General features: G+C 60.4%; 22 protein-coding genes and 1 tRNA gene. 3 read left to right on the top strand and 20 right to left on the bottom strand.

The features are described from left to right. Nucleotides 1-22: 22 nt before the first annotated feature. From tgt to IE079_RS05665, 15 genes are all read right to left on the bottom strand, one after another. Nucleotides 23-1144, bottom strand: a complete 1122-nt coding sequence (tgt, locus tag IE079_RS05735; protein ID WP_189574689.1) for a tRNA guanosine(34) transglycosylase Tgt — start codon at nt 1142-1144, stop codon at nt 23-25. 10 nt (nt 1145-1154) lie between these two features. Continuing rightward, nucleotides 1155-2225, bottom strand: coding sequence for a tRNA preQ1(34) S-adenosylmethionine ribosyltransferase-isomerase QueA (gene queA / locus IE079_RS05730; RefSeq protein ID WP_189574132.1), 1071 nt, complete (start codon nt 2223-2225; stop codon nt 1155-1157). 138 nt (nt 2226-2363) lie between these two features. Then, nucleotides 2364-2450: transfer RNA gene (locus tag IE079_RS05725), tRNA-Leu, on the bottom strand. Between the two features lie 74 nt (nt 2451-2524). Further along, nucleotides 2525-4084, bottom strand: coding sequence for a flagellar hook-associated protein FlgL (flgL, locus tag IE079_RS05720; RefSeq protein WP_189574130.1), 1560 nt, complete (start codon nt 4082-4084; stop codon nt 2525-2527). A 23-nt stretch (nt 4085-4107) separates the two neighbouring features. Next, complete coding sequence (flgK, locus tag IE079_RS05715) at nt 4108-6120, bottom strand: flagellar hook-associated protein FlgK (RefSeq protein ID WP_189574128.1); 2013 nt, start codon at nt 6118-6120, stop codon at nt 4108-4110. Nucleotides 6121-6125: 5 nt separating this feature from the next. Further along, entirely contained in the window at nt 6126-7157 is a 1032-nt protein-coding gene (gene flgJ, locus IE079_RS05710; protein WP_189574126.1) for a flagellar assembly peptidoglycan hydrolase FlgJ, read from the bottom strand. 8 nt (nt 7158-7165) lie between these two features. Continuing rightward, complete coding sequence (locus IE079_RS05705) at nt 7166-8230, bottom strand: flagellar basal body P-ring protein FlgI (protein ID WP_265013631.1); 1065 nt, start codon at nt 8228-8230, stop codon at nt 7166-7168. 29 nt (nt 8231-8259) lie between these two features. Further along, nucleotides 8260-8904 carry a flagellar basal body L-ring protein FlgH gene (gene flgH, locus IE079_RS05700; protein WP_373296183.1) on the bottom strand — a complete coding sequence of 215 codons (645 nt, stop codon included), beginning with the start codon at nt 8902-8904 and terminating at the stop codon, nt 8260-8262. Between the two features lie 86 nt (nt 8905-8990). Beyond that, nucleotides 8991-9779: a flagellar basal-body rod protein FlgG gene (gene flgG / locus IE079_RS05695; protein WP_189574120.1), complete on the bottom strand. Its 789-nt coding sequence runs from the start codon at nt 9777-9779 to the stop codon at nt 8991-8993. 79 nt (nt 9780-9858) lie between these two features. Beyond that, nucleotides 9859-10611 (bottom strand): flagellar basal-body rod protein FlgF, encoded by a 753-nt coding sequence (gene flgF, locus IE079_RS05690; RefSeq protein WP_189574117.1) that lies wholly within the window; start codon nt 10609-10611, stop codon nt 9859-9861. 286 nt (nt 10612-10897) lie between these two features. Next, a complete protein-coding gene (locus tag IE079_RS05685; RefSeq protein ID WP_189574114.1) occupies nt 10898-12820 on the bottom strand; it encodes a flagellar hook protein FlgE in 1923 nt (640 codons plus the stop codon). Between the two features lie 12 nt (nt 12821-12832). Beyond that, nucleotides 12833-13513 (bottom strand): flagellar hook assembly protein FlgD, encoded by a 681-nt coding sequence (locus IE079_RS05680; RefSeq protein WP_189574112.1) that lies wholly within the window; start codon nt 13511-13513, stop codon nt 12833-12835. Nucleotides 13514-13546: 33 nt separating this feature from the next. Continuing rightward, nucleotides 13547-13996, bottom strand: a complete 450-nt coding sequence (gene flgC, locus IE079_RS05675) for a flagellar basal body rod protein FlgC (protein ID WP_189574109.1) — start codon at nt 13994-13996, stop codon at nt 13547-13549. Between the two features lie 29 nt (nt 13997-14025). After that, nucleotides 14026-14427, bottom strand: coding sequence for a flagellar basal body rod protein FlgB (gene flgB, locus IE079_RS05670; RefSeq protein ID WP_189574106.1), 402 nt, complete (start codon nt 14425-14427; stop codon nt 14026-14028). Nucleotides 14428-14649: 222 nt separating this feature from the next. Continuing rightward, complete coding sequence (locus tag IE079_RS05665; protein ID WP_189574103.1) at nt 14650-15204, bottom strand: nitroreductase family protein; 555 nt, start codon at nt 15202-15204, stop codon at nt 14650-14652. A gap of 169 nt (nt 15205-15373) precedes the next feature. Between IE079_RS05665 and IE079_RS05660 the strand changes: the two genes are divergently transcribed. Next, nucleotides 15374-16804 (top strand): adenylate/guanylate cyclase domain-containing protein, encoded by a 1431-nt coding sequence (locus IE079_RS05660; RefSeq protein ID WP_189574100.1) that lies wholly within the window; start codon nt 15374-15376, stop codon nt 16802-16804. 58 nt (nt 16805-16862) lie between these two features. Here the strand turns inward: IE079_RS05660 and queF are convergent, their stop codons facing one another. From queF to IE079_RS05635, 5 genes are all read right to left on the bottom strand, one after another. Further along, nucleotides 16863-17681 carry an NADPH-dependent 7-cyano-7-deazaguanine reductase QueF gene (gene queF / locus IE079_RS05655; RefSeq protein ID WP_189574098.1) on the bottom strand — a complete coding sequence of 273 codons (819 nt, stop codon included), beginning with the start codon at nt 17679-17681 and terminating at the stop codon, nt 16863-16865. Nucleotides 17682-17690: 9 nt separating this feature from the next. Then, complete coding sequence (locus tag IE079_RS05650) at nt 17691-18464, bottom strand: ABC transporter permease (protein ID WP_189574095.1); 774 nt, start codon at nt 18462-18464, stop codon at nt 17691-17693. After that, nucleotides 18461-19429, bottom strand: a complete 969-nt coding sequence (locus IE079_RS05645; RefSeq protein ID WP_189574092.1) for an ABC transporter ATP-binding protein — start codon at nt 19427-19429, stop codon at nt 18461-18463. The genes IE079_RS05650 and IE079_RS05645 overlap by 4 nt, the downstream gene beginning before the upstream one ends. Nucleotides 19430-19578: 149 nt before the next feature. Further along, the gene (locus IE079_RS05640; protein ID WP_227712337.1) at nt 19579-20925 is read right to left on the bottom strand and encodes an HD-GYP domain-containing protein; all 1347 of its coding nucleotides are present in this window, start codon (nt 20923-20925) and stop codon (nt 19579-19581) included. 170 nt (nt 20926-21095) lie between these two features. Beyond that, nucleotides 21096-21365, bottom strand: a complete 270-nt coding sequence (locus tag IE079_RS05635; protein ID WP_189574089.1) for a PilZ domain-containing protein — start codon at nt 21363-21365, stop codon at nt 21096-21098. Nucleotides 21366-21566: 201 nt separating this feature from the next. Here IE079_RS05635 and IE079_RS05630 point away from each other — a divergent pair, with 201 nt between their 5' ends. Continuing rightward, complete coding sequence (locus IE079_RS05630) at nt 21567-22583, top strand: Fe(3+) ABC transporter substrate-binding protein (protein ID WP_189574086.1); 1017 nt, start codon at nt 21567-21569, stop codon at nt 22581-22583. 141 nt (nt 22584-22724) lie between these two features. Beyond that, nucleotides 22725-24419: an ABC transporter permease gene (locus IE079_RS05625; RefSeq protein ID WP_189574083.1), complete on the top strand. Its 1695-nt coding sequence runs from the start codon at nt 22725-22727 to the stop codon at nt 24417-24419. The last annotated feature ends 9 nt before the right edge of the window (nt 24420-24428 follow it).

Genomic DNA, 24428 nt, shown 5'->3' with positions numbered 1-24428 from the left:
GGAAATACGGGCGCATGACGGACTAGTCCACCGCCAACGGCGGCACGGTCTGGTCCCTCTTGCGATAGAAGGATTCCACAAAGTCGGACAATGTACCTGCTTCAATAGCCCCACGCAATCCAGCCATCAGCTTCTGGTAGTAATGGAGGTTGTGAATGGTGTTCAGTTGCGAGCCAAGCATTTCACCACATTTATCAAGATGATGCAGATAGCTCCTCGAAAAGTGTGAACAGGTGTAGCAGTCACACTCCGCATCCGGCGGTGACGTGTCGTGGCGGTTTACGGCGTTACGGATCTTGACGATGCCGGTGGATGTGAACAGGTAGCCGTTGCGGGCATTCCTGGTGGGCATCACGCAGTCGAACATGTCGACGCCACGGCGAACCGCCTCGACGATATCCTCCGGACGCCCCACGCCCATCAGATAACGGGGGCTGTCCGCCGGCATCCGCACCGGCAGGTAGTCCAGCACCGCCAGCATGTCCTCTTTCGGCTCGCCCACCGACAGGCCGCCAATGGCATAGCCGTCAAAACCGATATCGGCCAGGCCATCCAGGGAACGCTGGCGCAGCTCGTTATGCATGCCGCCCTGGATGATACCGAAAAGTGCCGAGGGATTGTCACCATGGGCCACCTTGCTGCGGGCCGCCCAGCGCAGGGACATTTCCATGGACTCGCGGGCCTGCCGCTCGGTGGCCGGGTACGGCGTGCACTCGTCGAAGATCATCACGATATCGGAACCCAGGTCACGCTGTACCCGCATCGCGATTTCGGGATTAAGTTCTACCGGCGAGCCATCCACCGGCGAGCGGAAACTCACGCCTTGCTCGGTAATTTTTCGCATCTCGCCGAGGCTGAACACCTGAAAACCGCCGGAGTCAGTGAGGATCGGCCCCTGCCACTGGGTGAAATCATGCAGGTCACCGTGGGCCTTGATCACCTCGGTGCCTGGCCGGTGCATCAGGTGAAAGGTGTTGCCCAGTATTATCTGGGCCCCGGTGGCCTCGATGTCCCTGGGCAGCATGCCCTTCACCGTACCGTAGGTGCCCACCGGCATGAAGGCCGGGGTTTCAACCACGCCCCGGGGAAAGGTCAGACGACCGCGGCGGGCCTTGCCGTCTTCAGCCAGCTTTTCAAAGGACATGAAACTACGATCAGACATCACTGACTCCTGGGTCGGTCAGCGCACCCAGGCTGGGCTCCTGACCGGTAATAAACATGGCATCACCATAACTGAAGAAGCGATAGCGTTCCGCAACCGCTTCCCGGTAGGCAGCCATGATGTTCTGGTAACCGGCGAAGCCACTCACCAGCATGATGAGGGTGGATTCCGGCAGGTGGAAATTGGTGATCATGGCGTCCACGGTCTGGAAACGGTACCCCGGGGTGATGAAGATATCCGTCTCGCCCTGCATGAGCCTGACCACGCCGCCACGGCTGGCAGACTCCAGCGACCGCACCGAGGTCGTGCCCACCGCCACCACACGACCACCCCTTGCCCGGGTACGGCGAATGGCGTCTACCGTCGCCTGCGGCACCGTGGCCACCTCGCTGTGCATGACGTGATCTTCGATTTTGTCGACCCTCACCGGCTGGAAGGTGCCGGCCCCCACATGCAGGGTAACGAATGCAGTTTCAATACCCTTCTCGGCGAGGCGATCAAAAACTGACTGGTCAAAGTGAAGGCCTGCGGTCGGTGCCGCCACGGCGCCTGCCTCGCGGGCATAAATGGTCTGGTATCGTTCCCGGTCCGCGCCCTCGTCGGGGCGATCCACGTAGGGGGGCAGCGGCATGTGACCTGCCCTTTCCAGCAAATCCAGCACCGGTTCGCCGGCGGCTGTCTGGAGGCGGAACAGGGCATCGTCCCGGTCCAGCATGACCAGTTCCGAGCCGTCTTCCAGCACCACACGCTGCCCCGGTTTCAGGGCCTTGGACGCCCGCACATGGGCCAGCACGGTATCTTCGGATACAACCCGCTCCACCAGCACCTCCAGCTTGCCGCCGGTTTGCTTGGTACCGAACAGGCGCGCCGGGATAACCCGGGTATCGTTAAATACCAGCAGGTCGTCCGCGTCCAGCAGGTCGGGAAGATCCCGGAACTGGCGATGGGCGACGGAGCCGGAAGCACCGTCCAGCGACAGCATGCGCGACGCACTGCGTTCGGCCATGGGATATCGGGCGATCAGCTCGTCGGGCAGGTCAAAGTGAAAATCGGAGACGTTCATCCGGGAAATGCTCGGGTACAGGGGTTTCAGGAACCATCAGAATCGCGCGGATTATACAGGCTGGCCCGGAATGGTCCAATGGCGATGGCCGGCCAGGCGACGCGAACGGGGAAAACGCGCCAGAAATCAGAAAGAAGATGGTAGCGGCGGGCGGACTCGAACCGCCACGGGTTTTACCCCAACGGATTTTGAATCCGTCGTGTCTACCAATTTCACCACGCCGCCAATTCAGGCTCTTACCGAGAGCGGAAAGAGCCACGGATTATAATGACAAGCTTCCTGAAAGCAACCGCCGTGTCCTAAATACGATCGAACAGCGACAGTTGCGAGGTTTGCGCAAACGACTGCTGGGCCGCCTGCAGCACAAAGCTCTGGAACGACAGGTTGCTGATGGCCTCGGCGTAGTCCACGTCCTGCAGTTGTGAGCGGATGTCCTTGGCATATAGCTGGGAATTATCCAGGAACTCCCCGGTGGACTCCAGCTGGTTCAGGCGGCCGCCGATCTCGGTCTGGGTGCGCAGGATGGTCTCCTGGGCGTTGTCCAGATTACCCAGGGAGTCGGCGATCAACTGATCGTAGGTGGCCTGGGAGCTGATAAACCGGGCTGTGTCGGTCGCACCGGCATCCACTGTACCGGTGGTAATGCCGATATCATCGAACCGTGCGCCGGATGTCTGCAGAGTCCCGTTAAAACCAGTGGCGTCGATGCTGACTTCTTTGCCAGAAGACATCAGCTTCAACTCAGTTCCCTCAATCCGGGCCTCGATACCAGCCAGGGATTCATCATCACTGCCGTTGATCTTGTCGGCCAACGCCTGTATCCCGCCGCCCGTCGGAAAACTCAGTGTGGCGTCGTTTATTTTCAGGGAGTCACCCGCGTTGGCGTTAAAGTCGGTGATAGCTCCTGCATCAGGCTGCTTCGGTAGATTGTCCAAACCATAGATAAGCTTCTCGATGGAACTGAATACCGACTGCTTGTCGCTGGTATTGATGTTGAACTGGTCGCCCGCCTCGGCCCCGGTGATCTCGAACTGCATCCCATCCACACGGATGCTTTCACCACTGACATAGGGGATCGCTGGATCCGCTGCAGCCGGCGGAACAACCGGAGTACCGCTCTCACGCTCGGTAACCCGATAGCCCAAGGCGCCACCGCCAAGATCCTCTATTGTGACTGCCAGATCGGTGGGGGACGCATCAGACACCAGCTGAGGATCCAGTACCGCCCCGGTACTGATCCGTGCAGAGTCGGAATTGTCCGGATCGGATTCGGTGAAGAACGTCGGCCCCGAACTGGGCACATTGACGAACAGCTCCTTGCCATGGTCGCTGATGGCCACGTTGACGCCGTCGTCGATTTCCAGGTTTCGCTGCCCTTCGTCGCCCTGATAGACCCATTTGCCATCAGCACTCTTGGCGAAAGCCGGGGAATCCCCCTGGAAACCGCTGAAGATGTAAGAGCCGGAGCTATCCTGGGTATTGGCCTGGGACGCCAGCTGTTCCAGGCGCTGCTTGAGTTCGGCGGAAATGGATTGCCGGTCCTGTGCCGACAGGGAGCCGCTGCCGGCCTGCACCGTCAGTTCCCGGACCCGCTGGACAATATCGACCATGCTGCTCAGGGAGCTCTCTTCTCGCTGCAGCCGGTTCTCCGCCAGTCCTACGTTGCGCTGGTAGGTTTCGATGCGCCCTACTTCCTGATCCAGCTTGAGAATACGGGCGGCTGCCACCGGGTCGTCGGAGGGGTTGTTGACCCGCTTGCCGGTGGAAATCTGTTCCTGGGTCTGGTTCAGGTTGACGTTCAGATCCTGCAACCGATTGACGCCACCGGAAAAGATCTGTTGTGAAGATATTCTGATCATGTCAAATCACCTCAACTGACCCGCTATCGGAACGTGCCGAGCAGCGTGTTAAAGAGCTCCTGGGCCACACCCATCACCTTGGCGGAGGCATTGTAAGCGGCCTGGTACTGGATCAGGCGGCCGGCTTCCTCATCCAGGTTGACCCCGGATACGGACTCCCGCTGTTCCGTGGACTGCTCAAGCAGGGTCTTGCCGGAATCACTGTCAAGCTGTGCCTGACGGGTTTTCACGCCCACCTGTTCCACCAGCCCGGCATAGCCCTCGGTAAAACTCTGGGAGCCTTCATTCATGGTGTTCTTTGTGGCAAGTCCGGCCAGGAATTCAGCGTTACGGTTATCGGAAACCCCGTTTGAGTTGTAGTTGATGTTGAAACTGTCGCCCTCTTTGGGGTTACCGCTGATTTCAAACTGGAAACCCCGGTAGTCCGGGTCGGAAGGATCCTCGGTGAACAGTTTGTTGCTGGTGCCGGCCTGGTAGGTGCCGGTCCGAAGCACTGCGCCGGCCGGGTCCCGGATCTCGTACGCGTCGTCTGCCGTGAAGTACACCTCCAGCGGCGGGTTCAGCTCCCCCTTGACGGTAAAGTCTGAGAGCGGCGCATTGGTACGCGGGTTACGCACATCAAACATCACCCCCTGGTTGATGGTGGCGTCACCGCTGTTGCCACTGTCGGCTTCGGCGCGGACCGGGCTGGCGAATGCCAGATCCTCCTCCCGCTCCACCTGCAGGGAAATATTGGAGGCCTCCAGCCGCGTGGGCTGGATCAGAAACCGGTCACCCTTGCTGAAGTTTCCGGATTCCACCCGCACATTGAAGCCCGGCATGTTGATCTCGGCAGGCAGGGTATTGGGCAGTTGCCCCTGGTTGACCACCTTGTTGGTCTTCTGGTCGATCAGCTCGTAGCCACGGCCGTCTTCGCCGGTAATCTGCAGGGTGAAGGAGCCGGCCGACAGACGGGAGGTGTCGGTAAGATCCACCGCAACCACGCCATTCGCTGGCTGCGTGTTGTTGCCACTGGCAACCACCCGGGCCAGCTGCTTTTCACGGGAATTGATCTCGCTGAAGAACAGTCCGCCCAGGTCGCCCTCCAGATCCATGCCGATCTGGTGCTGGTGGTTAACCGTATCCTGCAGGGCAATGGCGATACGCCCCAGCTGGTCGAAGGCGGGCATCAGACCCTCGCTTTCGAAACGTTTCAGCCCACCGAGCTTGCCGCCGGTAATCTGCTCATCGATCACCTGGGTACGATTGCCATCACTCAGGGTGAACTCCTGTCGCGACGGATCATCGGCATTACGGCGGATGCCCAGCTGGGAAGCATCGGAACCCACCACCAGACCCTGGCCATTGGTCAGTGCCACGTTCACCTGGCCGCCGCCGGAGGAAGAGACCCGCACACTGACGATTTCCGACAGCTTACGGATGGCCTCGTCCCGCTGGTCCAGCAGATCGTTGGGCGGATTGCCCTGGGCCAGACCGGGCGATTCAGAGATGGCCAGGTTGAGCTCGGCCACGCTCTTGAGCAAGGTGTTGGCATCCGCCACGTTCTCGCCCATTTGTGTCTTGACCAGTTCCCGCTGCTGGATGAACTCCTGCTGCAGGGCCTGGAAGCGGTTCACCACGCTTTGTGCCTCGCTCAGCACCAGTTGACGCTGTGGTAGCGAACCGGGATCTTCGGCGGCGTTCTGCAATGACGCGAAGAAGTTGTTGAGGGATTTCGAAAGGCCGGTATCTTCGCCCCCCAGCAGGTTATCCAGCCGGGACATTTCGCTGCGCAGGGTTTCCTGTTCGTTGTACAGGGACGTGTCCGAACGCACCTGATCCACCAGAAACTGGTCCGCCAAACGCCGGATGTTGGCAATGTCGACGCCGGTTCCAACATAGCCGTTACTGGTAAACTGGCTGTTGCTGGATTCGAACTGCACTTCCTGCCGGCTGTAGCCGGGGGTGTTGGCGTTGGATATGTTGTTGCCGGTGGTGTTGAGGGCATTCTGGTGACCCAGCACCCCGCTCAGGCCAATGTTGATCAGACCTGCCATGGCGATTACTCCTCAGAAACCCGGGACAGGGTCTGGAAACGGTCCAGGGCAGCCTCGAACGGCTCCCCCTCCATGATGCTGCGAATCTTGCGCCCGTAGGCCGGGTCGGTGGCGTAACCGGCCTGTTGCAGCCGCTCGGCAAAGGCTTCCGGCTGATCCGCCACTTCCCACACATCCCGGTAACGGGGGTTGTCCTGCAGGAAGCTTACATAGTCCCGGAAACTCTCCTGGTAGTCCGGGTAACGGCGGAAATCGGCGCGTTCCTGCATTTTCACCCCTTCACGGAATTCCGTGGTGGCGATATTTACCGATTCGCCCTGCCAGCGGCTGTCGGCCTTGATACCGAACAGGTTGTAGCTGTGATCGCCGTTGTTACCGCGAATCATATGCTTGCCCCAACCGGTTTCCAGCGCCGCCTGGGCCACCATCAGGCGCGGGTCTATACCTGACTCCTCGGCGGCATCCCGGGCCATGGGCAACAGGGTGCGGACAAAGTCTTCCGGGCTGTCAAAACGCTCCGGCATCGGCGCCTGCGCAGCCGGCGTGGATGCCGGCCGGTTTGTCTGTGCCCGCTCCGGGGCCGCACGGTCCGGCTCCGCCAGCGCCTTTACCTCATCCACCTTCTCCGGCAGACCGGGCGACAGCGCCGGTATGCTGCGATCATAGTCCGCCAGCGTACGATTGGCGCCCGCGAGGGCATTCCCCTCTTCATCCATGCCCGGAATCTGGCGACTGAGCTGACTGACCAGAGCCTGACTCAGCCCCAGCCCCTCGCCCCGGGTCATGGACAGGCTGAGCTGGCTGTCGAACATGTCCTGGTAGAACCCGGATTCCTGACTGTTCAGGTAATTGCCTTCGGACAGCACCTCGTTGGCGGACCGCATGCTCTTGAGCATCTGTGACAGGAACAGCCCCTCGAACTGGCGCGCCACTTCCTCAAGGGCTGCCTTGCGATCAGTCGTCGCCTGGGTCTTGAGAGCGTTAAGCCCGGCGAACTCGGTGTAGTACTGTGCCTGCTCGGTTCCGGAGGTCTGCATGGCGTCACCTATATGACAATCAGTTCGGCCCGGAGGGCACCGGCCTGTTTGAGGGCTTCCAGCACGGCCATGACATCACCCGGGGCCGCGCCAACCTGGTTCACGGCCTGAACGATCTCGTTCAGGGTGGTGGCCGGGCCGAACTGGAACATCCGTGCCGGCTCTTCGGTGACGGCAATCTGGGTGTTCGGCGTGACCACGGTCTCGCCACCGGCGAACGGATTGGGCTGATCCACTTCCGGGTTTTCCTGGATGGTGACCGTCAGGTTGCCGTGGGTGACGGCGGCGGGGCTGACCTGCACATTCTGCCCCACCACGATGGTGCCGGTGCGGCTATTGATCACCACCTTGGCGGCTCCTTCCGCCGGGTCCACTTCCAGGTTCTCCAGAAGCGACAGGAAGCTGACCCGCTGGGACGGATCCCGCGGTGCTTTCACGGAGATGGCCGTACCATCGTGGGCGTAGGCCATGCCCTCACCGAGATAATCGTTAATGGTCTCCACCACCCGGCGGGCAGTGGTGAAGTCGGAGCGCAGCAGGTTGAGGGTAATGGTGTCGCCCTCGGTAAAGGGGCTGGTCACCTCACGCTCAATGGTGGCGCCGTTGGGAATGCGGCCTACGCTGGGTACGTTGACGGTAATGCGGGAACCGTCCTGACCCTGGGCGCCGAAGCCACCCACGACCAGACTGCCCTGGGCCATGGCGTACACCTGGTCGTCCGCGCCCTTGAGAGGTGTCATCAGCAAGGTACCACCGCGCAGGCTGTCGGCGTTGCCCAGTGACGATACGGTGATATCCAGCTTCTGGCCGTTCTTGGCGAAAGGCGGCAGGGTGGCGTGCACGCTGACGGCGGCCACATTGTCTGTGTTGGGATTGACCCCGTCCGGAATAGTGATGCCAAACCGGTTCATCATGTTGCGGTAGGTCTGGTTGGTGGCCGGGCCGGAATCGCCGGTGCCATCCAGCCCCACCACCAGGCCATAACCCACCAGCTGGTTGTCCCGTACACCTTTTACCCGGGTCAGATCTTTCAGGCGATCCGCCAGCACGGGAGCGGAGACCACGGCCAGCATCAGACTGATAGCGAGAATTCGGAATGCACTCACAGGGGCCACCACTCACTGTTGAAGAATCGGGTCAGCCAGCCGGGCTGATTGGCCTGGTCAAAGTCACCGGTACCGCCGTAGGCCAGCCGGGCATCCGCAATACGCTGGGATGACACGGTGTTATCCGGGGAAATGTCTTCGGGACGAACCAGCCCGCTGACACGGAGATACTCATCACCATTGGTCAGCGACAGCCACTTCTCACCACGGATTCGCAGAACACCGTTGGGCAGCACCTCGGTGACAGTCACGGTGATGTTGCCGGCCAGGCTGTTGCTCTGGTCCGCCTCGGCCTGACCTTCAAAATCCCGCTCACTGTTGACACTGCCGCCGAGGCGCTCGAAATTCCTTCCGAAGAACGACGGCGTACCCATACCGATTTCATTGTCCTTGGTGATGCTGCTTTCGGCGTTCTTGCTGGCGCTGGTGGACTCCTGCAGGGTAACGGTAAGAATGTCCCCGACGTTGAGCGCGGTGCTGTCACCATAGAGACTGTAGTTACGGGAGTTCTGGTAGATGGCACCGGTATGGCTTCCCTGCTGTTCCATGGCCTCGGCGCGCACCGGGGCGTACGCCGGGTCATTGGGCTCCGGGCGTTCACGGGTCATGGACTGACAGCCCTGCAACAGGGCCAGCACCATGACCAGGGAGATCCCGGGCCCCCCCCTGAATGTGCTGAATGCGGGTTTGGTGATGAGGACTGTCATGATCTGCGACCCGTTAACCGTTAACCGATATTGTTGGTGATGAACTGCAGCATCTGATCGGCTGCAGATACCACCTTGGAGTTCATTTCGTAGGCCCGCTGGGTGGTGATCATGTTGACCAGTTCTTCCACCACCTCAACGTTGGAGGCCTCGGTCATGCCCTGCTCGATGGCGCCCAGCCCGCCGATGCCGGCTTCGCCTTCCTGGGGATCACCACTGGCGGCGGTTTCCCGGAACAGGTTGTTACCCATGGCCTGCAGGCCCTGCGGGTTAATGAAGTCAACCAGGGGAATCTGCCCCAGATTGACCGGATCGGCCTGGTTGCCGACCATCGCCGAAACGGTGCCATCTTTACCGATGGTCACAGTGGTGGCGTTCTCGGGAATGTTGATGTTCGGCTCCACCAGGTAGCCATCCGGTGTCACCATGTCACCATCTGAGTTGATCTGGAACTGGCCGTCACGGGTGTAGGAGACCTCGCCATCGGGCATCTGAATCTGGAAGAAACCCCGCCCGTTGACCGCCAGGTCCAGCGGCTGCTCGGTCACCTGCAGGTTGCCCTGGGTGAACTGTTTGGTGGTGCCTACGACCCGCACACCGGTACCCAACTGAAGACCGGAAGGAAGCTCGGCATTCTGGGTGTTCATGCCACCGGGCTGACGGTCGATCTGGTACAGCAGGTCCTGGAAGACGGCTCTGTCGCGTTTGAAACCGGTAGTATTCACGTTCGCCAGGTTGTTGGAGATGGTGGTCATCTTCGTGTCCTGGGCGCTGAGGCCGGTTTTACTGACCCAAAGTGCTGGATGCATGTCTGGACTCCTCTTGGGCTGTCACCCGGCGGCGAAGGTTTGCCGCCCGGGGGTGCTCAGGCCGGTAATCGTGTTGTTATCAGAGGTTCTGCAACAGCCGTGCCGTTGCCTCGGAATTCTCGTCGGCGCTCTGCATGACCTTCACCTGCATTTCGAACTGGCGGGACAGTTCCAGGTTGGCGATCATTTCCTCGACGGCGTTGACGTTAGAACTTTCCAGGAAGCCGGAGGCTACGCGGGCGTTGGCATCGGGTTCTTCCTGGCCGTCGATGGCGGCGTCGGGCTTGCGGCGGATAAAGCCGTCTTCGCCTTTCATCAGGTCATCGGGATCCGGGGTAACCAGTTTGAGGCGGTCAATTTCCACCAGCTGGTCCGGCGGACCGCCCACGGGCTGAATGGAGATGGTGCCATCGGCACCCACCTGCAGGTTCTCGTAGGGTGGCAGGGCGACCGGTCCTCCGTTGCCCAGCACCGGTTCGCCGGAACTGAGGCGCAGGATGCCGTTGACATCTACCTGCATGCTGCCGGAACGGCTGAATACTTCTTCACCCTGGTCGTTCTGGACGGCCAGCCAGCCCTCGCCGTCTACTGCCACATCCAGTTTGCGACCGGTCTGCTGCAGTGCCCCGGGGCTGAAGTCGGTGCCGGGTCTTTCGGTCATGGCGTAGGCGCGGGTCGGGTGGTGTTCACCGAACACGGGCATGCTGCGGGCCTGGGCGAAATCTTTCTTGAAGCCGGTGGTGTTGACGTTGGCAAGGTTGTTGGCATGCGACTGCTGCGCCATCATGTTTTGCTTGGCGCCTGACATGCCGATGTAGAGGGACTTGTCCATGGGGAAAACTCCTGCCGGAAATCTGACGTTTTTACGTCGTTTCCATGGTTCTTGCAGGAGTCGTGCCAGAACAATTACTTTTGGGTTATTGTGGGGATCGAAAACTTGGCGGGCGGGAGCCTGAACATGGGGGACCTCTTTCTCCACCGCAATTCAGGGACCATCCATGGCAACCCGCCTTGCTCCGCGCCATCCCTGGCGCTGTTACGAAAGAGGTCCCCCACACTCCGGCTCCTCAAGCCTCGAAGGTAGCCTGAGGCAATCGAAAGCCAGCCATAAAACGCGTTTAACGCAGATTGATAATAGTCTGCGTCACCGCATCCGAGGTCTCAATGGTCTTGGCGTTTGCCTGGTAGTTGCGCTGGGCGATGATCAGGTTGACCAGCTCCTGGGACAGGTCCACGTTGGATTCCTCCACCGAGCTGGAGGCAATGCCCCCCAGTGTGCCGGTGCCCGGTTGACCATAGATCGGCTGACCGGACTCGAAGGTTTCCACCCAGTTGGTGTCGCCTACCGGAGACAGTCCATCGGTGTTGGCAAAGCTTGCCAAAGCCACCTGCCCCAGGTTCTGGGACTGGCCGTTGGAGTAGCGGGCGAAGATCACCCCCTCCCCGGAAACGTCCAGACCCGAGAGCCGACCGGTGGTGTAGCCGTTCTGCTGCTGGTCGACCACCCCGAAAGATGAGCCATACTGTGTGGTTTCGTTAACATCAAGCATGAAGTTCGAGGACACAGGCGGATCGGAAATAGGTAGTTGGCCGCCATCTGCGATCGGCAACGGACCATCAGCACCATTGGGCTGACCAGAGTCATCCTTCGGCGTCCAGTTGGAAATCAGAATCTGCCCGTCAGGATCGCCATCCACCGACGCGATAGAGCCATCACTGTTGAACTCCATTTCATAACGGGCTCGGGTAGGCTCACCGGTCGTAAAGGGCGGATCACCCACGTCCTCGTCGTCGATCTGGACGTACATGGCCCAGACACTGTCGCCACCGGTAACCGGCTCCTTCACGAAGTACTGGGTCATGGTATGGGGGTTGCCAAGACTGTCATAAATCGTGGAAGACGTAGCGTGGTTGTAAGTCCGCTGGTCATCCGGGCTGAAGGTATTGGTCCGGGTAGTGACCGGAGTATCGGCGCCCAGTATCGGGGAAGTACCCGCAGCATCGGAAGCGACGTCGATACCCTGACCCAGGCTGATCTGAGTGATGGATTCTTCGCCATATTCCTTGAAGCCGCCAGTGACTTCGACTCCGGCATCATCCACTTCGGCCATCAGTAATTCATTGCCACGGCTATCGATCAGGCGCATGCCGGAGTCGCCCTGGGATGTCGCATTCAAGGTATTCAGCGGCGAATCGTTAATGGCATCCTGGAGCCAGTCCCGGGCCTCGGCGTCAGTGTTTATTCCGTCAGCAGCTCCCGGGATTGAAAAAGTTTCCCCCATGATCTGATAGTTTTTGTCCGGGTTGATTGCCCCTGAGCCGCTGGGAATGTCAAGCTGGGTGCGAGCGGAGGCGCTGACATCACTCAACTCGTTCAGTTGTTCAGCAATTTTACGGGCACGGTCACCGGCCAGGAACTCCGCATCAACCTTACGACCGTCCGGGTAGCTGAAGCTCAGGGTCTCGTCGGCACCAAGACCTGCCGGAGGATCGCTGGGATCGGTAAAAGGGTTGGCAAAGGTCTGCTTGACCACCTCCAACACCGACTCCCGGGAATCCAGGTTCAGTTCCGAATCGAAACGGGTGGTACGCTGGGGCGCCAGGTTATCGGAATCAATCTGCAGATCCCCCCGGACCCCGCTCAGGTTGCCATCGTCGTCCGCCTGGTAACCCTGTACCCGCATGGACTGGTTGTTGGTAACAAACCCCTCCTTATCGATACTGAACTGTCCGGCCCGGGAATACTGCACCTGGCCGTTGTTGTTCAGCACGAAGAAGCCGTCCCCGTCGATGGCCATGTCCAGGCCATTCTGGGTGCCGCTGATGCTGCCCTGTCCGAAGCTCTGCTTGACGTCCTGTACCTTGACGCCGCTACCCACCGACATATCGCCTGAGCTCAGGAAGCCGCTGGAATACAGGTCGCCGAACTGGGCCTGACTGCCCTTGAAGCCCACAGTACTGGCGTTGGAGATGTTGTTGCCGGTGACATCGAGATCCACTTGTGAGGCGCGCAGGCCGCTGAGTCCGATATTAAATGCCATGGTTTACCTCACTCAGTTGATTTGCTGAACTTCAGACAGGGGCAGTGAGCCCATGCCGGCCAGGTTCAGGGTGATACTGCCGCCCTGCCCCAGGGACACACTGTCCACATTGGCGCTCATCATGGTCTGCAGCTGTTCGTTGCCATCCGGATAACTGCCCTGGGCGGCGACGTAATATTTCCCGGGCGGCAAGGCGTTGCCGTTACCGTCCTTGCCGTCCCAGGTGAATTCCTGCTGGCCTGCGGCAGCCTGCCCCAGATCCAGTTGCCGGACCATCTCCCCGGAGGCGTTCTCGATATTGATCCGCAGCCCGCCGGTGCTGGAGGGCACATTAACCGCACCCTGCATCTGGCCGCTCTGGTCGAGAATGCCGAAGTTGGCCGGTGCCAAAACGCTCTTGCCCACCATGGCCGATGCCTGCAGGGCCTGGGTGGAGCGGAACTCGCCCACCACACTGTCCACCGAAGAATTCAGGCTCTGCATCTCTTCCAGCGAGCTGAACTGGGCCAGGTCGGCAATGAACTCGCCGTTGCCCTTGGGCTCCAGCGGATTCTGGTTCTTGAGCTGGGCAATCATCAGCTCCATGAACTCGTTCTTTCCCAGATCGTCGCTGCCGGTCGCCTTGGAGTCCTGCTTCGCGCGGAACTCCGCCAGCACGTCCGTGGTTGCGTTGGTGGTATTTACTATGCTCATTGGTCAAATCCCCGAACAAGAATCACTGGCCGCTTACTGCTGTCCCAGCGTCAGCACCCGCTGCATCATGGATTTGGCAGCGTTCATCACGTCCACATTCATCTGGAAGCTGCGTGAAGACGACATCATGTCCGCCATTTCTTCCACCACGTTCACATTGGGGTAGTAAACATAACCCTCTTCATTGGCGGCGGGATGGTGAGGCTCGTAGCGCATCTGCAGCTCTTCCTGACTCTCCACAACCCCGTCCACGCTGACGCCCGCGCCATTACCCTCGCCAAAGGCGAAATGGCCACTGGCCTGGTCCGGGTTCAGCATCTGCTGCTGCATGGCCGAAAATACTGGCTTTCGTGCCCGGTAGGTCTGGTCGGTACTGGAACTGGCGGTTTCCGCATTGGCAATGTTCGATGCGGTGGTATTCAGCCGTAGCTGCTGTGCCGTCATGCCAGAGCCGGCGATATCAAAAATGCTTCCCAGGGACATATCTATTCTCCTCTAGACCAGGGGCCGGCTCACTGGCCCGTGATGGCCTTGCTCAGGCCGGAAAACTTGCTGTTCAGAAACTGGAAACTGGCCTGGAAATCCATGGCATTACGCATGAACCGGGTCTGTTCCTGCTGGGCATCCACGGTATTACCGTCAATGGACGGCTGGTGTGGAAGGCGATATAACAGCTCGTTGGAAGACCCGGCACCCGCCGACACATCCATGTGCGACTGGTGTGTGCGCTCCATGGACATCCCTTGCGAGGCTTCAGTGGCCTTGTCGAGCATGGCCTGGAAATCCACATCCCGGGCCTTGAAGCCGGGGGTATCCGCGTTGGCCAGGTTATTTGCCAGCACTTCCGCCCGTTGACTGCGGGCAACCAGTGCCTGTTCGTGAATACCCAGTGCGTTGTCGAAGCTGATCGCCATGTTGCCTCCAGTAACTGCATCTCCCTGCCGCTTTTGCCGGTCAGGGAACGTTTGCAAGTAACAAAGCAATCAGGATGCCAGGCTTGTAATAATTATTTTATTGGCGGGTTTTCAGATAGATAGGTTGATCTGTCAGAAACAGAGACAGACATTGCAGCAGGAGAGAAAGGTCTGTGCGGCAAGCCTTTTCCCTTGGCTTGCCGTCGTTCCGGAAGCGCCGGATCAGCCGGGCCAGTTCGAGGTGAATTCGGCCACTTCCGGCCGCGGTACCGCCGGTTTGCGAGTGTCCACCGTGCCCGTGTAGATAAAGCCGACGATGGACTCGTTCGCGGACAGCCCCAGGCCTTCGCGTACAACCGTGCTCTCGGCCACAGCACCGGTACGCCACATGGCCCCGAATCCCTCGGCCTGCAGCGCCAGCTCCAGGTAGGCGGTCGCGGCGGCACAGGAATACGCCTGTTCATGGGCCGGCACCTTCGGGTGACTGACCGGCGAGGCCACGGCCACCAGCACCATCGGTGCCCGCAACGGTGACTTGCGCAGCTTGTCCCGCTGGGCTTCGGTGGCGTCTGCCGATGCGCTTGCCGCGAACAGATCCCCCAGATGCTGCAGGCCATCGCCTTCAACCACCAGGTATCGCCAGGGCCGCAGCAGAGCATGGTCCGGTGCCCTCGCTGCACAGGCAAGGGCAAGGTCCAGCACCGCTTTCGGGGGAGCTGGCGCCCGCAGCCGCGGTTCGGAACTGCGGTCAAGAATTGCCCTGGTTACTGTGTTCATGGTCAAACGCCATCTCCGTGTCAGGGGCGCAGCAGCGCGTTGTCCGCCCGTAGCTTTGCTGGTAATCTCGAACGCTGGATTCAGCGCGGTTTATCGCAGGAACCCTAACCGCCGCCACCGAAAATGACAACACTGAATCATCTCCCTCATCCTCCCATAAGGAAGGAGCATGTCAGGCTACGCGAGCACGTCGGATTCCGACCACAAGTCCACTACGGATACATCGCTACAGGACACGCCACAGGCCATTCCTCCCCTGCCCGATTTCAACGGCCGTGTGCTTGGCAGCGCGGCTGTCTGCGGCATACTCATTGCCGGCGTCATCGATGGCATCTTCGACCAGAACCTGTTGTGGCTGCTGGCCGCCGGCGCTGTCTGGCCCCATACCGTGATGTTTGTCAGCCGCTCTATCGGCGCCGGCCGGGAGCCCCGAATCCGTCAATACATGCTGCTGGTGGAATGTATTGTTATTGGTTCCGTCATTGGCCTGACCGGCCTGACACCGGTGCCCTCACTGGCCATGGGGCTGCAGCTGATGTTCAGTTGCCTGATTGTTGGCGGGCTGTATCTGTGGTTCTACGGCACGCTGTTGCTGGGGGCCGCGGCGGGACTGATGGTGGGCCTGCTGGGGCTGACCACCGACTTCAGTACGCCGCTGCTGACCAGTGTAGTATCGCTGGTGGGGGTGGGTATCTATATCTGCGTGACCGCCTATTACACCCACCAGCAGGCCCGCATCCTGCTGTCCGCCAAGACCCAGATCCAGAAGCAGCGGGAGCAGTCCATCGCCCTGTCTGACAAGCTTTCCAAGTACCTGTCACCCCAGGTCTGGCAGTCCATCTTTACCGGTGAGCGGGACGTGCGGCTGGAAACACGACGCAAGAAGCTGAGTGTTTTCTTCTCCGACATCAAGGGTTTTACCGACCTGTCGGAGGAAATGGAACCGGAGGCGCTGACCGAGCTACTCAACCACTATTTCAACGAGATGTCGGAAGTGGCCCTGAAGTACGGCGGCACCATCGACAAGTTTGTGGGCGATTCCATCATGATCTTCTTCGGTGATCCCTCCTCAAGGGGCCAGAAGGAAGACGCCCTGGCCTGTGTCTCCATGGCGGTGGACATGCGTAACCACATGAAGATCATGCGCCAGCGCTGGCGCAGTCAGGGCATCCGCACCCCTCTGGAAATCCGCATGGGCATCAGCTCCGGCTTCGTCACGGTGGGCAACTTCGGCGCGGAAAACCGCATGGATTACACCATCATCGGCAAGGAAGTAAACCTGGCCAGCCGCCTGGAGCAGCTTGCCGAGCCCGGGCAGATCCTGGTCTCCTACGAGACCTTCTCGCTGATCAAGGAGCGAATCATGTGCCGGGACAAGGGGGAGATCACCGTCAAGGGCTTTGGCCGTCCGGTCTCCATCTATGAGGTAATCGATTTCCGCCGCGACCTGGGCCCCAACCGCAGCTTTGTGGAGCATGAGCACGCCGGCTTCGCCATGTACCTGGATTCCGGGAATATCTGCGACCGTGACCGCCGGTCCATTCTGGAAGCCCTGGAAGAGGCCGCCGACCGGCTGAGGGACGAGGAGGCTGACCGCTAGGGCCATGCCCGGCAGAACTGCGCCACGGGGTATAGGCCGCGAGCCCCGTCCTGGTCGATTACTGCCGGACCAGCCGCAGTCTCGGAGCTTCGCCCGGGTCGGTACTGCGCCAGGGATTGATATCCAGCCCGCCACGGCGGGTATACCGGGCGCTCACCGTCAAATGGTCGGGCTGACAGGCCTTCATCAGGTCGGTGAATACCGTTTCCACGCAATGCTCGTGGAAATCCTGCTTCTGGCGGAAGCCCACCACGTAGCGCAACAGCGAAGCCCGGTTAATGGCCGGCCCGGTGTAATCCACCTGCAGGGTTCCCCAGTCCGGCTGACCGGTCACCGGGCAATTGCTCTTCAGCAGGTGTGAGCACAGGCTTTCGCTCACCGTGTCGCCGTCCGCCGCCAGCACTTCCGGGCAATAAACATAGCCCACATCCTCCACCGGCTCGTCATCAATCAGTATCGCACCCTCCGGGCGACCAGCGGCCATCATGCCCCGGTCGACGCTGAACAGCATCACCCCAACGTGGGCGCCGCAGGCGCTGGACAGATCCCGCTGGATGGTGTCCTGCACCTGATCGTGGGACGAGAAAACTTCCTGGTTAAAGGAGTTCAGGTACAGCTTCAGGGACTTGGACTCGATCAGGCTGGGCGATGCCGCCGGCAGCCGGAACTCGCCCCACGCCACCTCGGGCACGCCGGACGGGCGCAGCCAGGACAACTCCCAGGCCTGCCACAGATCTTCCCCGAACCAGGGCCAGCGGCCATCCTCCAGGGCAATCCGGCGACGGTTGTCATCCCGCGGCACCGGAAACAGCAGCTCCGGCGCATAATGCTCGGGGTAGTCGCTGGACTTGCCCAGCGGAGCGTGATCGAGTGCCATGACAGTTCCTCAGTGGCGGATGCCCTTGCCCCGTTGCAGCATGCGCAGGGACACCACGGACAGGATAACGATAAACACCAGGATCATGCCCAGCGCGATATAGGGATTCACATCCGAGACCCCGAGGATGCCATAACGGAAGGCGTTTACCATATACAGGATCGGGTTGATCATGGATACGCCCTGCCAGAACCCCGGCAGCATGTCGATGGAATAGAACACCCCGCCCAGATAGGTGAGCGGTGTCAGGATGAAGGTCGGCACGATGGAAATATCATCGAACTTGGTGGCCAGCATGGCGTTGATAAAGCCGCCCAGGGCAAACAGTGCCGAGGTCAGGAAAACGGTCAATATCACCATCGGCAGATAGTGGATCTGCAGGCGGGTGAAGGCCAGCGACAGCAGCGTCACGATCAGCCCGACGCCAAGCCCACGCACCATGCCGCCCGCTACATAACCGGCCAGAATGGTCCAGTTTGGCGTGGGTGACACCAGCAGCTCCTCGATGCTGTGCTGGAACTTCATGCTAAAGAAAGACGACACCACGTTGGCGTAGGAGCTTGTAATGACCGACATCATGATCAGCCCGGGCACGATAAAAGCCATATAGTCGAAACCGCCCATGGAGCCGATGCGGGAGCCGATGAGGTTACCGAAAATGACGAAATACAGGGTCATGGTGACTGCCGGAGGCAGCATGGTCTGCGGCCAGATCCGGGTGAACCGGCGTACCTCGCGGATCACAATGGTCAGAAACGCCGTGAAGATGGCTGCCGGGTTCATTGGCTCACCTCCGTCTGGCGGGCATTTTCTTCCACCATGTGCAGGAATAGCTCCTCCAGCCGGTTGGATTTGGTTCTCATGCTCAGCACCCGGATACCCAGGCTATCGAGCTGGGCGAAGACGCCGTTCAGGCCCTGGCTTTTCACCACCTCCACTTCCAGCGCACCCTCGCTATCCAGGCGGGTGGCGAAGCCATCCAGTTCCGGCGCCGTGGTCAGCGTCTGGTCGGTGTCCATCACAAAGGTTTCCACGTGCAACTGGGACAGCAGGTCCTTCTTGCTGGTATGGCGGAGAATCCGGCCCTGGTCGATGATGGCGATATTCCGGCACAGGGCTTCCGCTTCCTCCAGGTAGTGCGTGGTGAGAATAATGGTGGTGCCGTTGCGGTTCATCTCTTCCAGAAAGGTCCACATGGAACGGCGCAGTTCGATGTCCACCCCCGCCGTAGGCTCATCCAGAATCAGCAGCCTGGGGTTGTGGACCAGCGCCCGGGCAATCATCAGACGACGCTTCATGCCGCCGGACAGCATGCGCGCCGGAACGTCCTGCTTGTCCCACAGCCCCAGCTTTTTCAGGTAATACTCCGCCGACTCCTTTGCCTTGCGCAGTGGAATACCGTAATAGCCAGCCTGGGTGGTGACAATGTCGAACACCTTCTCGAACTGGCTGAAATTGAACTCCTGGGGCACCACGCCGAGATTCAACTTGGCCGCGGCCAGGTCGGTATCAATGTCGTGACCGAACACCCGGACGCTACCGGAGGACTTGTTCACCAGCGAGCAGACAATCCCCAGGGTGGTGGATTTACCGGCCCCGTTGGGGCCCAGCAGAGCGAAAAAGTCCCCTTCCCGCACGTGCAGATCGATACCCTTGAGGGCTTCAAATCCGCTGCCGTAACGTTTTCTGAGCCCCTCGATCTCCAGGGCCCACACGGGAGGATCTTGCTCGCTGGTCTGGCTGGTCATGGCGTTGTCCGAATGGGGAATGTAGCGCGCGAAAGCGCTATATCTTGCGACAACACGGGGAAAAATCAAGGGTGTGCCCGGCCAGGGCGACAGGCAGCGGATGGTATAAGGCTGACAGCTGGTGATATCAGCTGGTTTACCGAGCGGTTTCAGGCACCCACGAGCCGGCGCAGGTTCCAGCGGGATTCCGCACCCGTAACGTCATACCGGGACGGATCCAGGCCGTCGGTATCGTTAGGCAGGCAACCTTGCACACGCAGAGATTCGTCCAGCCGACGACCTTCATTGCAGGTGGCCAGGTTGACCATTTTCGCCGCTTTCAGGGGTTGCTGACGGGTATCGGTCATCAGCATGACCTTCGGCATCAGCCGGCGCCTGGGTGAATGGGAAACCACCACACCCCGCTGGCCGTTGCTGAGTTGCACCAGGGTACCAATGGGATAGATGCCTACAGACTGGATGAATTGCTCCACCAGGTCTTCCTGAAATTCCACATTGCGCAGCTCGAACAGCTGGCTGACCGCCTGGGCCGGCGACAGTGGCTGGTAGTTTGCCCGGGGTGCAATCAACGACTCGTAGTAATCCACCAGACCGGCGATCTTGGCCAGCAAGGGAATACGGTCGCCCCGGACACCGGCCGGAAAGCCCGAGCCATTGTGTCGCTCACGGTGTCCGCGCACCACCGCAACCACGCCCCGGGGCACACCGGCCTCTTCCAGCCGGCGCGCACCCCGTTCCACATAGGTACGGAACTCACGATACTGCCCGGGGTCCAGCTGTAATTCGTTGGCCAGCAGTTCCCGGGGCAGCTCCGCCTTGCCCACATGGGCCAGCAGGCACCCGGTGGCCAGGGTAGTCAGCAGTTGTTCGTCCAGACCCAGGTGCCGGCCCAGCACCAGAGACCAGACCGCCGACTTGAGGGAATGCTGATAGGTATAGTCGTCATGACGGCGAACCCGTGCCAGCCATAACAGAGCATCCGGGTTGCGGATTACACTGGCGGTCATCTGCCGCGCCACCTTGGTGACCGGGCGCAGCTCCGGCACCATGTCATTGCGCAGGCTGCCCGCCACCTTGCGCACCGCGTCCTCTGCCGATACCAGCAACGAGCCACTGGCACGAAGTTCCCGCTTCAGCGAGCGCCGGGTATCGTGATTGACCGGACGCTTGATCTGGATGGGCGGAAGCTGAACCACTTCCCCGGGGCTGGCCTTGCGGCTGGTGCGGCGGGCGAAGCTGGGAGCCCCCGTCTGATCATATTCCAGGCTGTCGCGGCCCTCGGCCACATCCACCATGACCCAGCGGCAATGAGAGATCAGTGCCCGGATGTCTTCCTGAGAGCGGATATGGAAACCCTGGATGGGGAAGGGCGTCAGGTGCCACGGCTTGTCGAGGTCAGACACGAACATGCCCACCTCGAGGTCCTGCGTGTAAACCTTGTTCCGGGATACTCCCACTTTCCACCTCTGCCCTGAACGTTCTTTGACAACATCCATTGTCGTCGCCTCCGTGTCGTTATTCCATTACAAATATATGTAGAAGAGTAACCGGAATACCACATTTGGTTACGTATATTGTCCTTCTGCAACACATCGTAATACTGTGACAAACATCACAAACTGTCCAGTATTTAGTCAGGCCGCGCAAAAACCCTGCTATATCAGGATCATTCATCCGCAAACTGCAGACCGAACCCGTCCGGACTCTTGCGCACGACCACCATGGTCAGCTCCGGCGCCGGTACCGGCAATCCCTGCACCTGAACCGTCACCACATCCCCGATGTCCGGGGCAAAACCGCCGTCTTCCACGACCACGAAAATACCGCCATCGGAAATGTCCCTGGTGGAGAAAACTCCCTCGCCGAGAGAATCATGCACCACCCTGACCCTGGCATTCAGGGCGGTACGCATGTGTTCACGTCTGTTCGTCTGCATCGCGCTTCCCGTTTGATATGGATCAGCCATCAGACCCGGTTTGTTCTGTAATGTCTGCAAGCTAACCGGAAAATAGCCTGAAAAACAGGGTCCCATGTCTGAAAACCGGCGATCGGACAATCTTTTTCACAGACATTGACACTTTCCCGTCTGCGAACGAGAATACATTCGTTTCTCACTTTTGACATAAGGACAGTAAGCATGAAATTACGTCTGGCCGCACTCGCCACTGCCTGCACCGTTGCCCTCACCCCGTTCGCCGCTGCCGCCAGCGGCGAAGTCAACATCTATTCCTACCGCCAGGAATTCCTGCTCAAGCCGCTGCTTGACGCGTTTACCGACGAAACCGGTATTGAGACCAATGTCGTCTTCGCCAAAAAAGGTCTGGCGGAGCGACTGGACCGGGAAGGCCGTAACAGCCCGGCCGACGTGGTCATGACCGTAGACATCTCCCGCATCTCTGAACTGGTCGAGCGGGACCTGACCGCACCGGTAGACAACGAGACCCTGGAAGAGAACATTCCGGAGAACCTGCGCCACCCGGACGGCAAGTGGTTCGCTCTGACCACCCGGGGCCGGATGATCTTTACCTCCCGGGACCGCGTCGAGGAGGGCGAGATCACCACCTACGAGGAACTGGCCGATCCGGAATGGGAAGGTCGCATCTGCACCCGTAGCGGCAAGCACCCCTACAACATTGCCCTGTTCTCCTCCATGATCGCCCACCACGGCGAGGAGCAGGCGGAAGAATGGCTGCAGGGCCTGAAGAACAACCTGGCCCGCAAGCCCCAGGGCGGCGACCGTGACCAGATCCGCGCTGTCACCGAGGGTGTGTGCGACGTGGCCATCGGCAACAGCTACTACTACGGCGTAATGCTGCAGGACGAAGAGCAACGCCCGATTGCCGAGCAGGTTCGCATCGTGTTCCCCAATGACGAAGGCCGGGGCACACACGTCAACATCAGCGGCATCGCGCTGACCAACAGTGCGCCGAACCGGGAAAATGCCATTGAGCTGATGGAATTCCTGTCCAGTGACGAAGCCCAGCAGATCTACGCCGAGGCCAACTCCGAATTCCCGGCCAACCCGGAGGTTTCACCCACCGGTATCGTGGCCGAGTGGGGCGAGCTGAACGCCGATACCCTGTCGCTGCAGGAAATCGCGGACAATGCCGACAAGGCCGTTCGCATGGTTGACCGGGTCGATTACGACAACTGATCCACAGGGCCAATATCCAGTGCCGGAGCCTCCTGACGGAGCTCCGGCATCGTTCGTTCCGGCCATTGGAATTCAGTCGCGTATTGAAGCGGGTACAACCGCTGGTTACACTCCCGCCCTTTGCCACCGAACAGGATTGCCATGAACCAGGCGGACGTCATTGAGCAACCGGCCACTCCATCCCCCCTGACGCCGCGCCGTACCTCCAGCCGCTGGCTGTTCGCCGCCATCGCCATTACCGCCATTGTGGCGCTGCCGGTTTTATCCGTGGCCTGGCTGGCCCTGTTTCCGGATGAAAACATCTGGCCACACCTGATCAATACCACCCTGCCCCGCTATATAGGCACCACGCTGATCCTGATGGTGGGTGTGTCGGCCCTGACCCTGGCGATCGGCCTGTCCACTGCCTGGGCCGTCACCATGTGCGAATTTCCCGGGCGCAAGATGTTTCAGTGGGCGCTGCTGCTGCCCTTTGCCGTGCCTGCCTACGTCATCGCCTACGTGTACACCGACATCCTGCAATACGCCGGCCCGGTGCAGGGCGCGATGCGTGACTGGTTTGGCTGGCAGAACGCCCAGGACTACTGGTTCCCGGAGATCCGCAGTCTCTGGGGCGCCACCCTGATGCTGGGGCTGGTGCTGTATCCCTATGTTTACCTGCTGGCCCGGGCGGCGTTCCTGGAGCAGTCGCCGTCGCTGTTCTCGGTCAGCCGCAGCCTCGGCCATTCCGCCCTGAGCACTTTTTTCCGGGTGGTACTGCCCATTGCCCGCCCTGCCATTGCCGTGGGCCTGTCACTGGTGCTGATGGAAACCCTCAACGATTTCGGCACCGTGGATTTCTTTGCCGTGCAAACGCTGACCGCCGGCCTGTTCGACACCTGGATGAACCTGGGCAACCTGGGCGGGGCGGCACAGATCGCCATGGTGATGCTCACCTTCGTGGTGATTCTGGTGACCCTGGAGCGTTATTCACGCCGGCGCCAGCAACAGTACGCCGCCCGCGACAACCGCGCGCCCATCCATCGCTTCACCATGAGCCGCCCGCGCCAGTGGATCTGCGTGCTTACCTGCGCCACGCCCATCGTGCTCGGTTTTGTGGTGCCGGCCCTGGTACTGGCGCGCTATGCGGTCATCTATTTTGACCAGAGCTGGTCCACGGGGTTTGTGGAGATCACCCTTAACAGTCTGTTCCTGTCTACCGCCGCCGCCTTCGCCACGCTGATCATCGGCCTGACCCTGGCCTACAGCCGCCGGCTTCACGACACCAGACCCATGCAGGTGATGATGCGCCTGTCGAGCCTGGGCTATGCCATGCCCGGCGCGGTGCTGGCGGTGGGCGTGATCGTGCCCATGGCAGCGTTCGACAACCAGATCGATGCCTGGATGCGGGACTGGTTCGGAGTCAGTACCGGCCTGCTGCTCAGCGGCACGGCCTTCGCCCTGGTGTTCGCCTACACGGTGAGGTTCCTGGCGGTATCCGCCGGCAGTCTGGAAAGCGGGCTGCAGAAAATCACCCCCAGCATGGACATGGCCGCCCGCTCACTGGGCAAAAGCACCACCGCCACACTGCTGCAGGTTCACCTGCCGATGCTGCGGGGCACCATGCTGACGGCAGCGCTGGTGGTATTCGTCGATTGCATGAAGGAACTGCCGGCTACCCTGATCCTGCGGCCGTTCAACTTCGACACCCTGGCTACCCATGTGTACCAGTACGCCTCCGACGAACTGCTGGGCATCAGCGCCCTGCCCGCGCTGATCATTGTGCTGGCAGGCATTGTGCCGATCATCCTGATGAGCCGTTCCATCGGCTCGGCCCGGGCCTACAGTCAGCAGTAAAACGCTCCG

This window comes from Marinobacter zhanjiangensis (assembly GCF_014651935.1).
GTDB classification, from domain to species: Bacteria; Pseudomonadota; Gammaproteobacteria; order Pseudomonadales; family Oleiphilaceae; genus Marinobacter; species Marinobacter zhanjiangensis.
This window is presented reverse-complemented; position numbering and strand designations above follow the sequence as displayed.

Bases quoted from the DNA above. Each gene is read 5' to 3' on its own strand.
- flgB (WP_189574106.1), bottom strand. From the start codon at position 14,427: ATGGCGATCAGCTTCGACAACGCACTGGGTATTCACGAACAGGCACTG.
- flgK (WP_189574128.1), bottom strand. From the start codon at position 6,120: ATGGCAGGTCTGATCAACATTGGCCTGAGCGGGGTGCTGGGTCACCAG.
- IE079_RS05680 (WP_189574112.1), bottom strand. From the start codon at position 13,513: ATGAGCATAGTAAATACCACCAACGCAACCACGGACGTGCTGGCGGAG.
- IE079_RS05645 (WP_189574092.1), bottom strand. From the start codon at position 19,429: ATGACCAGCCAGACCAGCGAGCAAGATCCTCCCGTGTGGGCCCTGGAG.
- flgG (WP_189574120.1), bottom strand. From the start codon at position 9,779: ATGCATCCAGCACTTTGGGTCAGTAAAACCGGCCTCAGCGCCCAGGAC.
- IE079_RS05660 (WP_189574100.1), top strand. From the start codon at position 15,374: ATGTCAGGCTACGCGAGCACGTCGGATTCCGACCACAAGTCCACTACG.
- flgL (WP_189574130.1), bottom strand. From the start codon at position 4,084: ATGATCAGAATATCTTCACAACAGATCTTTTCCGGTGGCGTCAATCGG.
- queF (WP_189574098.1), bottom strand. From the start codon at position 17,681: ATGGCACTCGATCACGCTCCGCTGGGCAAGTCCAGCGACTACCCCGAG.
- IE079_RS05640 (WP_227712337.1), bottom strand. From the start codon at position 20,925: ATGGATGTTGTCAAAGAACGTTCAGGGCAGAGGTGGAAAGTGGGAGTA.
- IE079_RS05635 (WP_189574089.1), bottom strand. From the start codon at position 21,365: ATGCAGACGAACAGACGTGAACACATGCGTACCGCCCTGAATGCCAGG.
- IE079_RS05685 (WP_189574114.1), bottom strand. From the start codon at position 12,820: ATGGCATTTAATATCGGACTCAGCGGCCTGCGCGCCTCACAAGTGGAT.
- flgH (WP_373296183.1), bottom strand. From the start codon at position 8,904: ATGGTGCTGGCCCTGTTGCAGGGCTGTCAGTCCATGACCCGTGAACGC.
- IE079_RS05625 (WP_189574083.1), top strand. From the start codon at position 22,725: ATGAACCAGGCGGACGTCATTGAGCAACCGGCCACTCCATCCCCCCTG.
- flgF (WP_189574117.1), bottom strand. From the start codon at position 10,611: ATGGACAAGTCCCTCTACATCGGCATGTCAGGCGCCAAGCAAAACATG.
- IE079_RS05665 (WP_189574103.1), bottom strand. From the start codon at position 15,204: ATGAACACAGTAACCAGGGCAATTCTTGACCGCAGTTCCGAACCGCGG.
- IE079_RS05650 (WP_189574095.1), bottom strand. From the start codon at position 18,464: ATGAACCCGGCAGCCATCTTCACGGCGTTTCTGACCATTGTGATCCGC.
- flgC (WP_189574109.1), bottom strand. From the start codon at position 13,996: ATGTCCCTGGGAAGCATTTTTGATATCGCCGGCTCTGGCATGACGGCA.
- flgJ (WP_189574126.1), bottom strand. From the start codon at position 7,157: ATGCAGACCTCCGGAACCGAGCAGGCACAGTACTACACCGAGTTCGCC.
- IE079_RS05630 (WP_189574086.1), top strand. From the start codon at position 21,567: ATGAAATTACGTCTGGCCGCACTCGCCACTGCCTGCACCGTTGCCCTC.
- queA (WP_189574132.1), bottom strand. From the start codon at position 2,225: ATGAACGTCTCCGATTTTCACTTTGACCTGCCCGACGAGCTGATCGCC.
- IE079_RS05705 (WP_265013631.1), bottom strand. From the start codon at position 8,230: ATGCTGGCCGTGGTCTCCGCTCCCGTGCTGGCGGATCGCCTGAAAGAT.
- tgt (WP_189574689.1), bottom strand. From the start codon at position 1,144: ATGTCCTTTGAAAAGCTGGCTGAAGACGGCAAGGCCCGCCGCGGTCGT.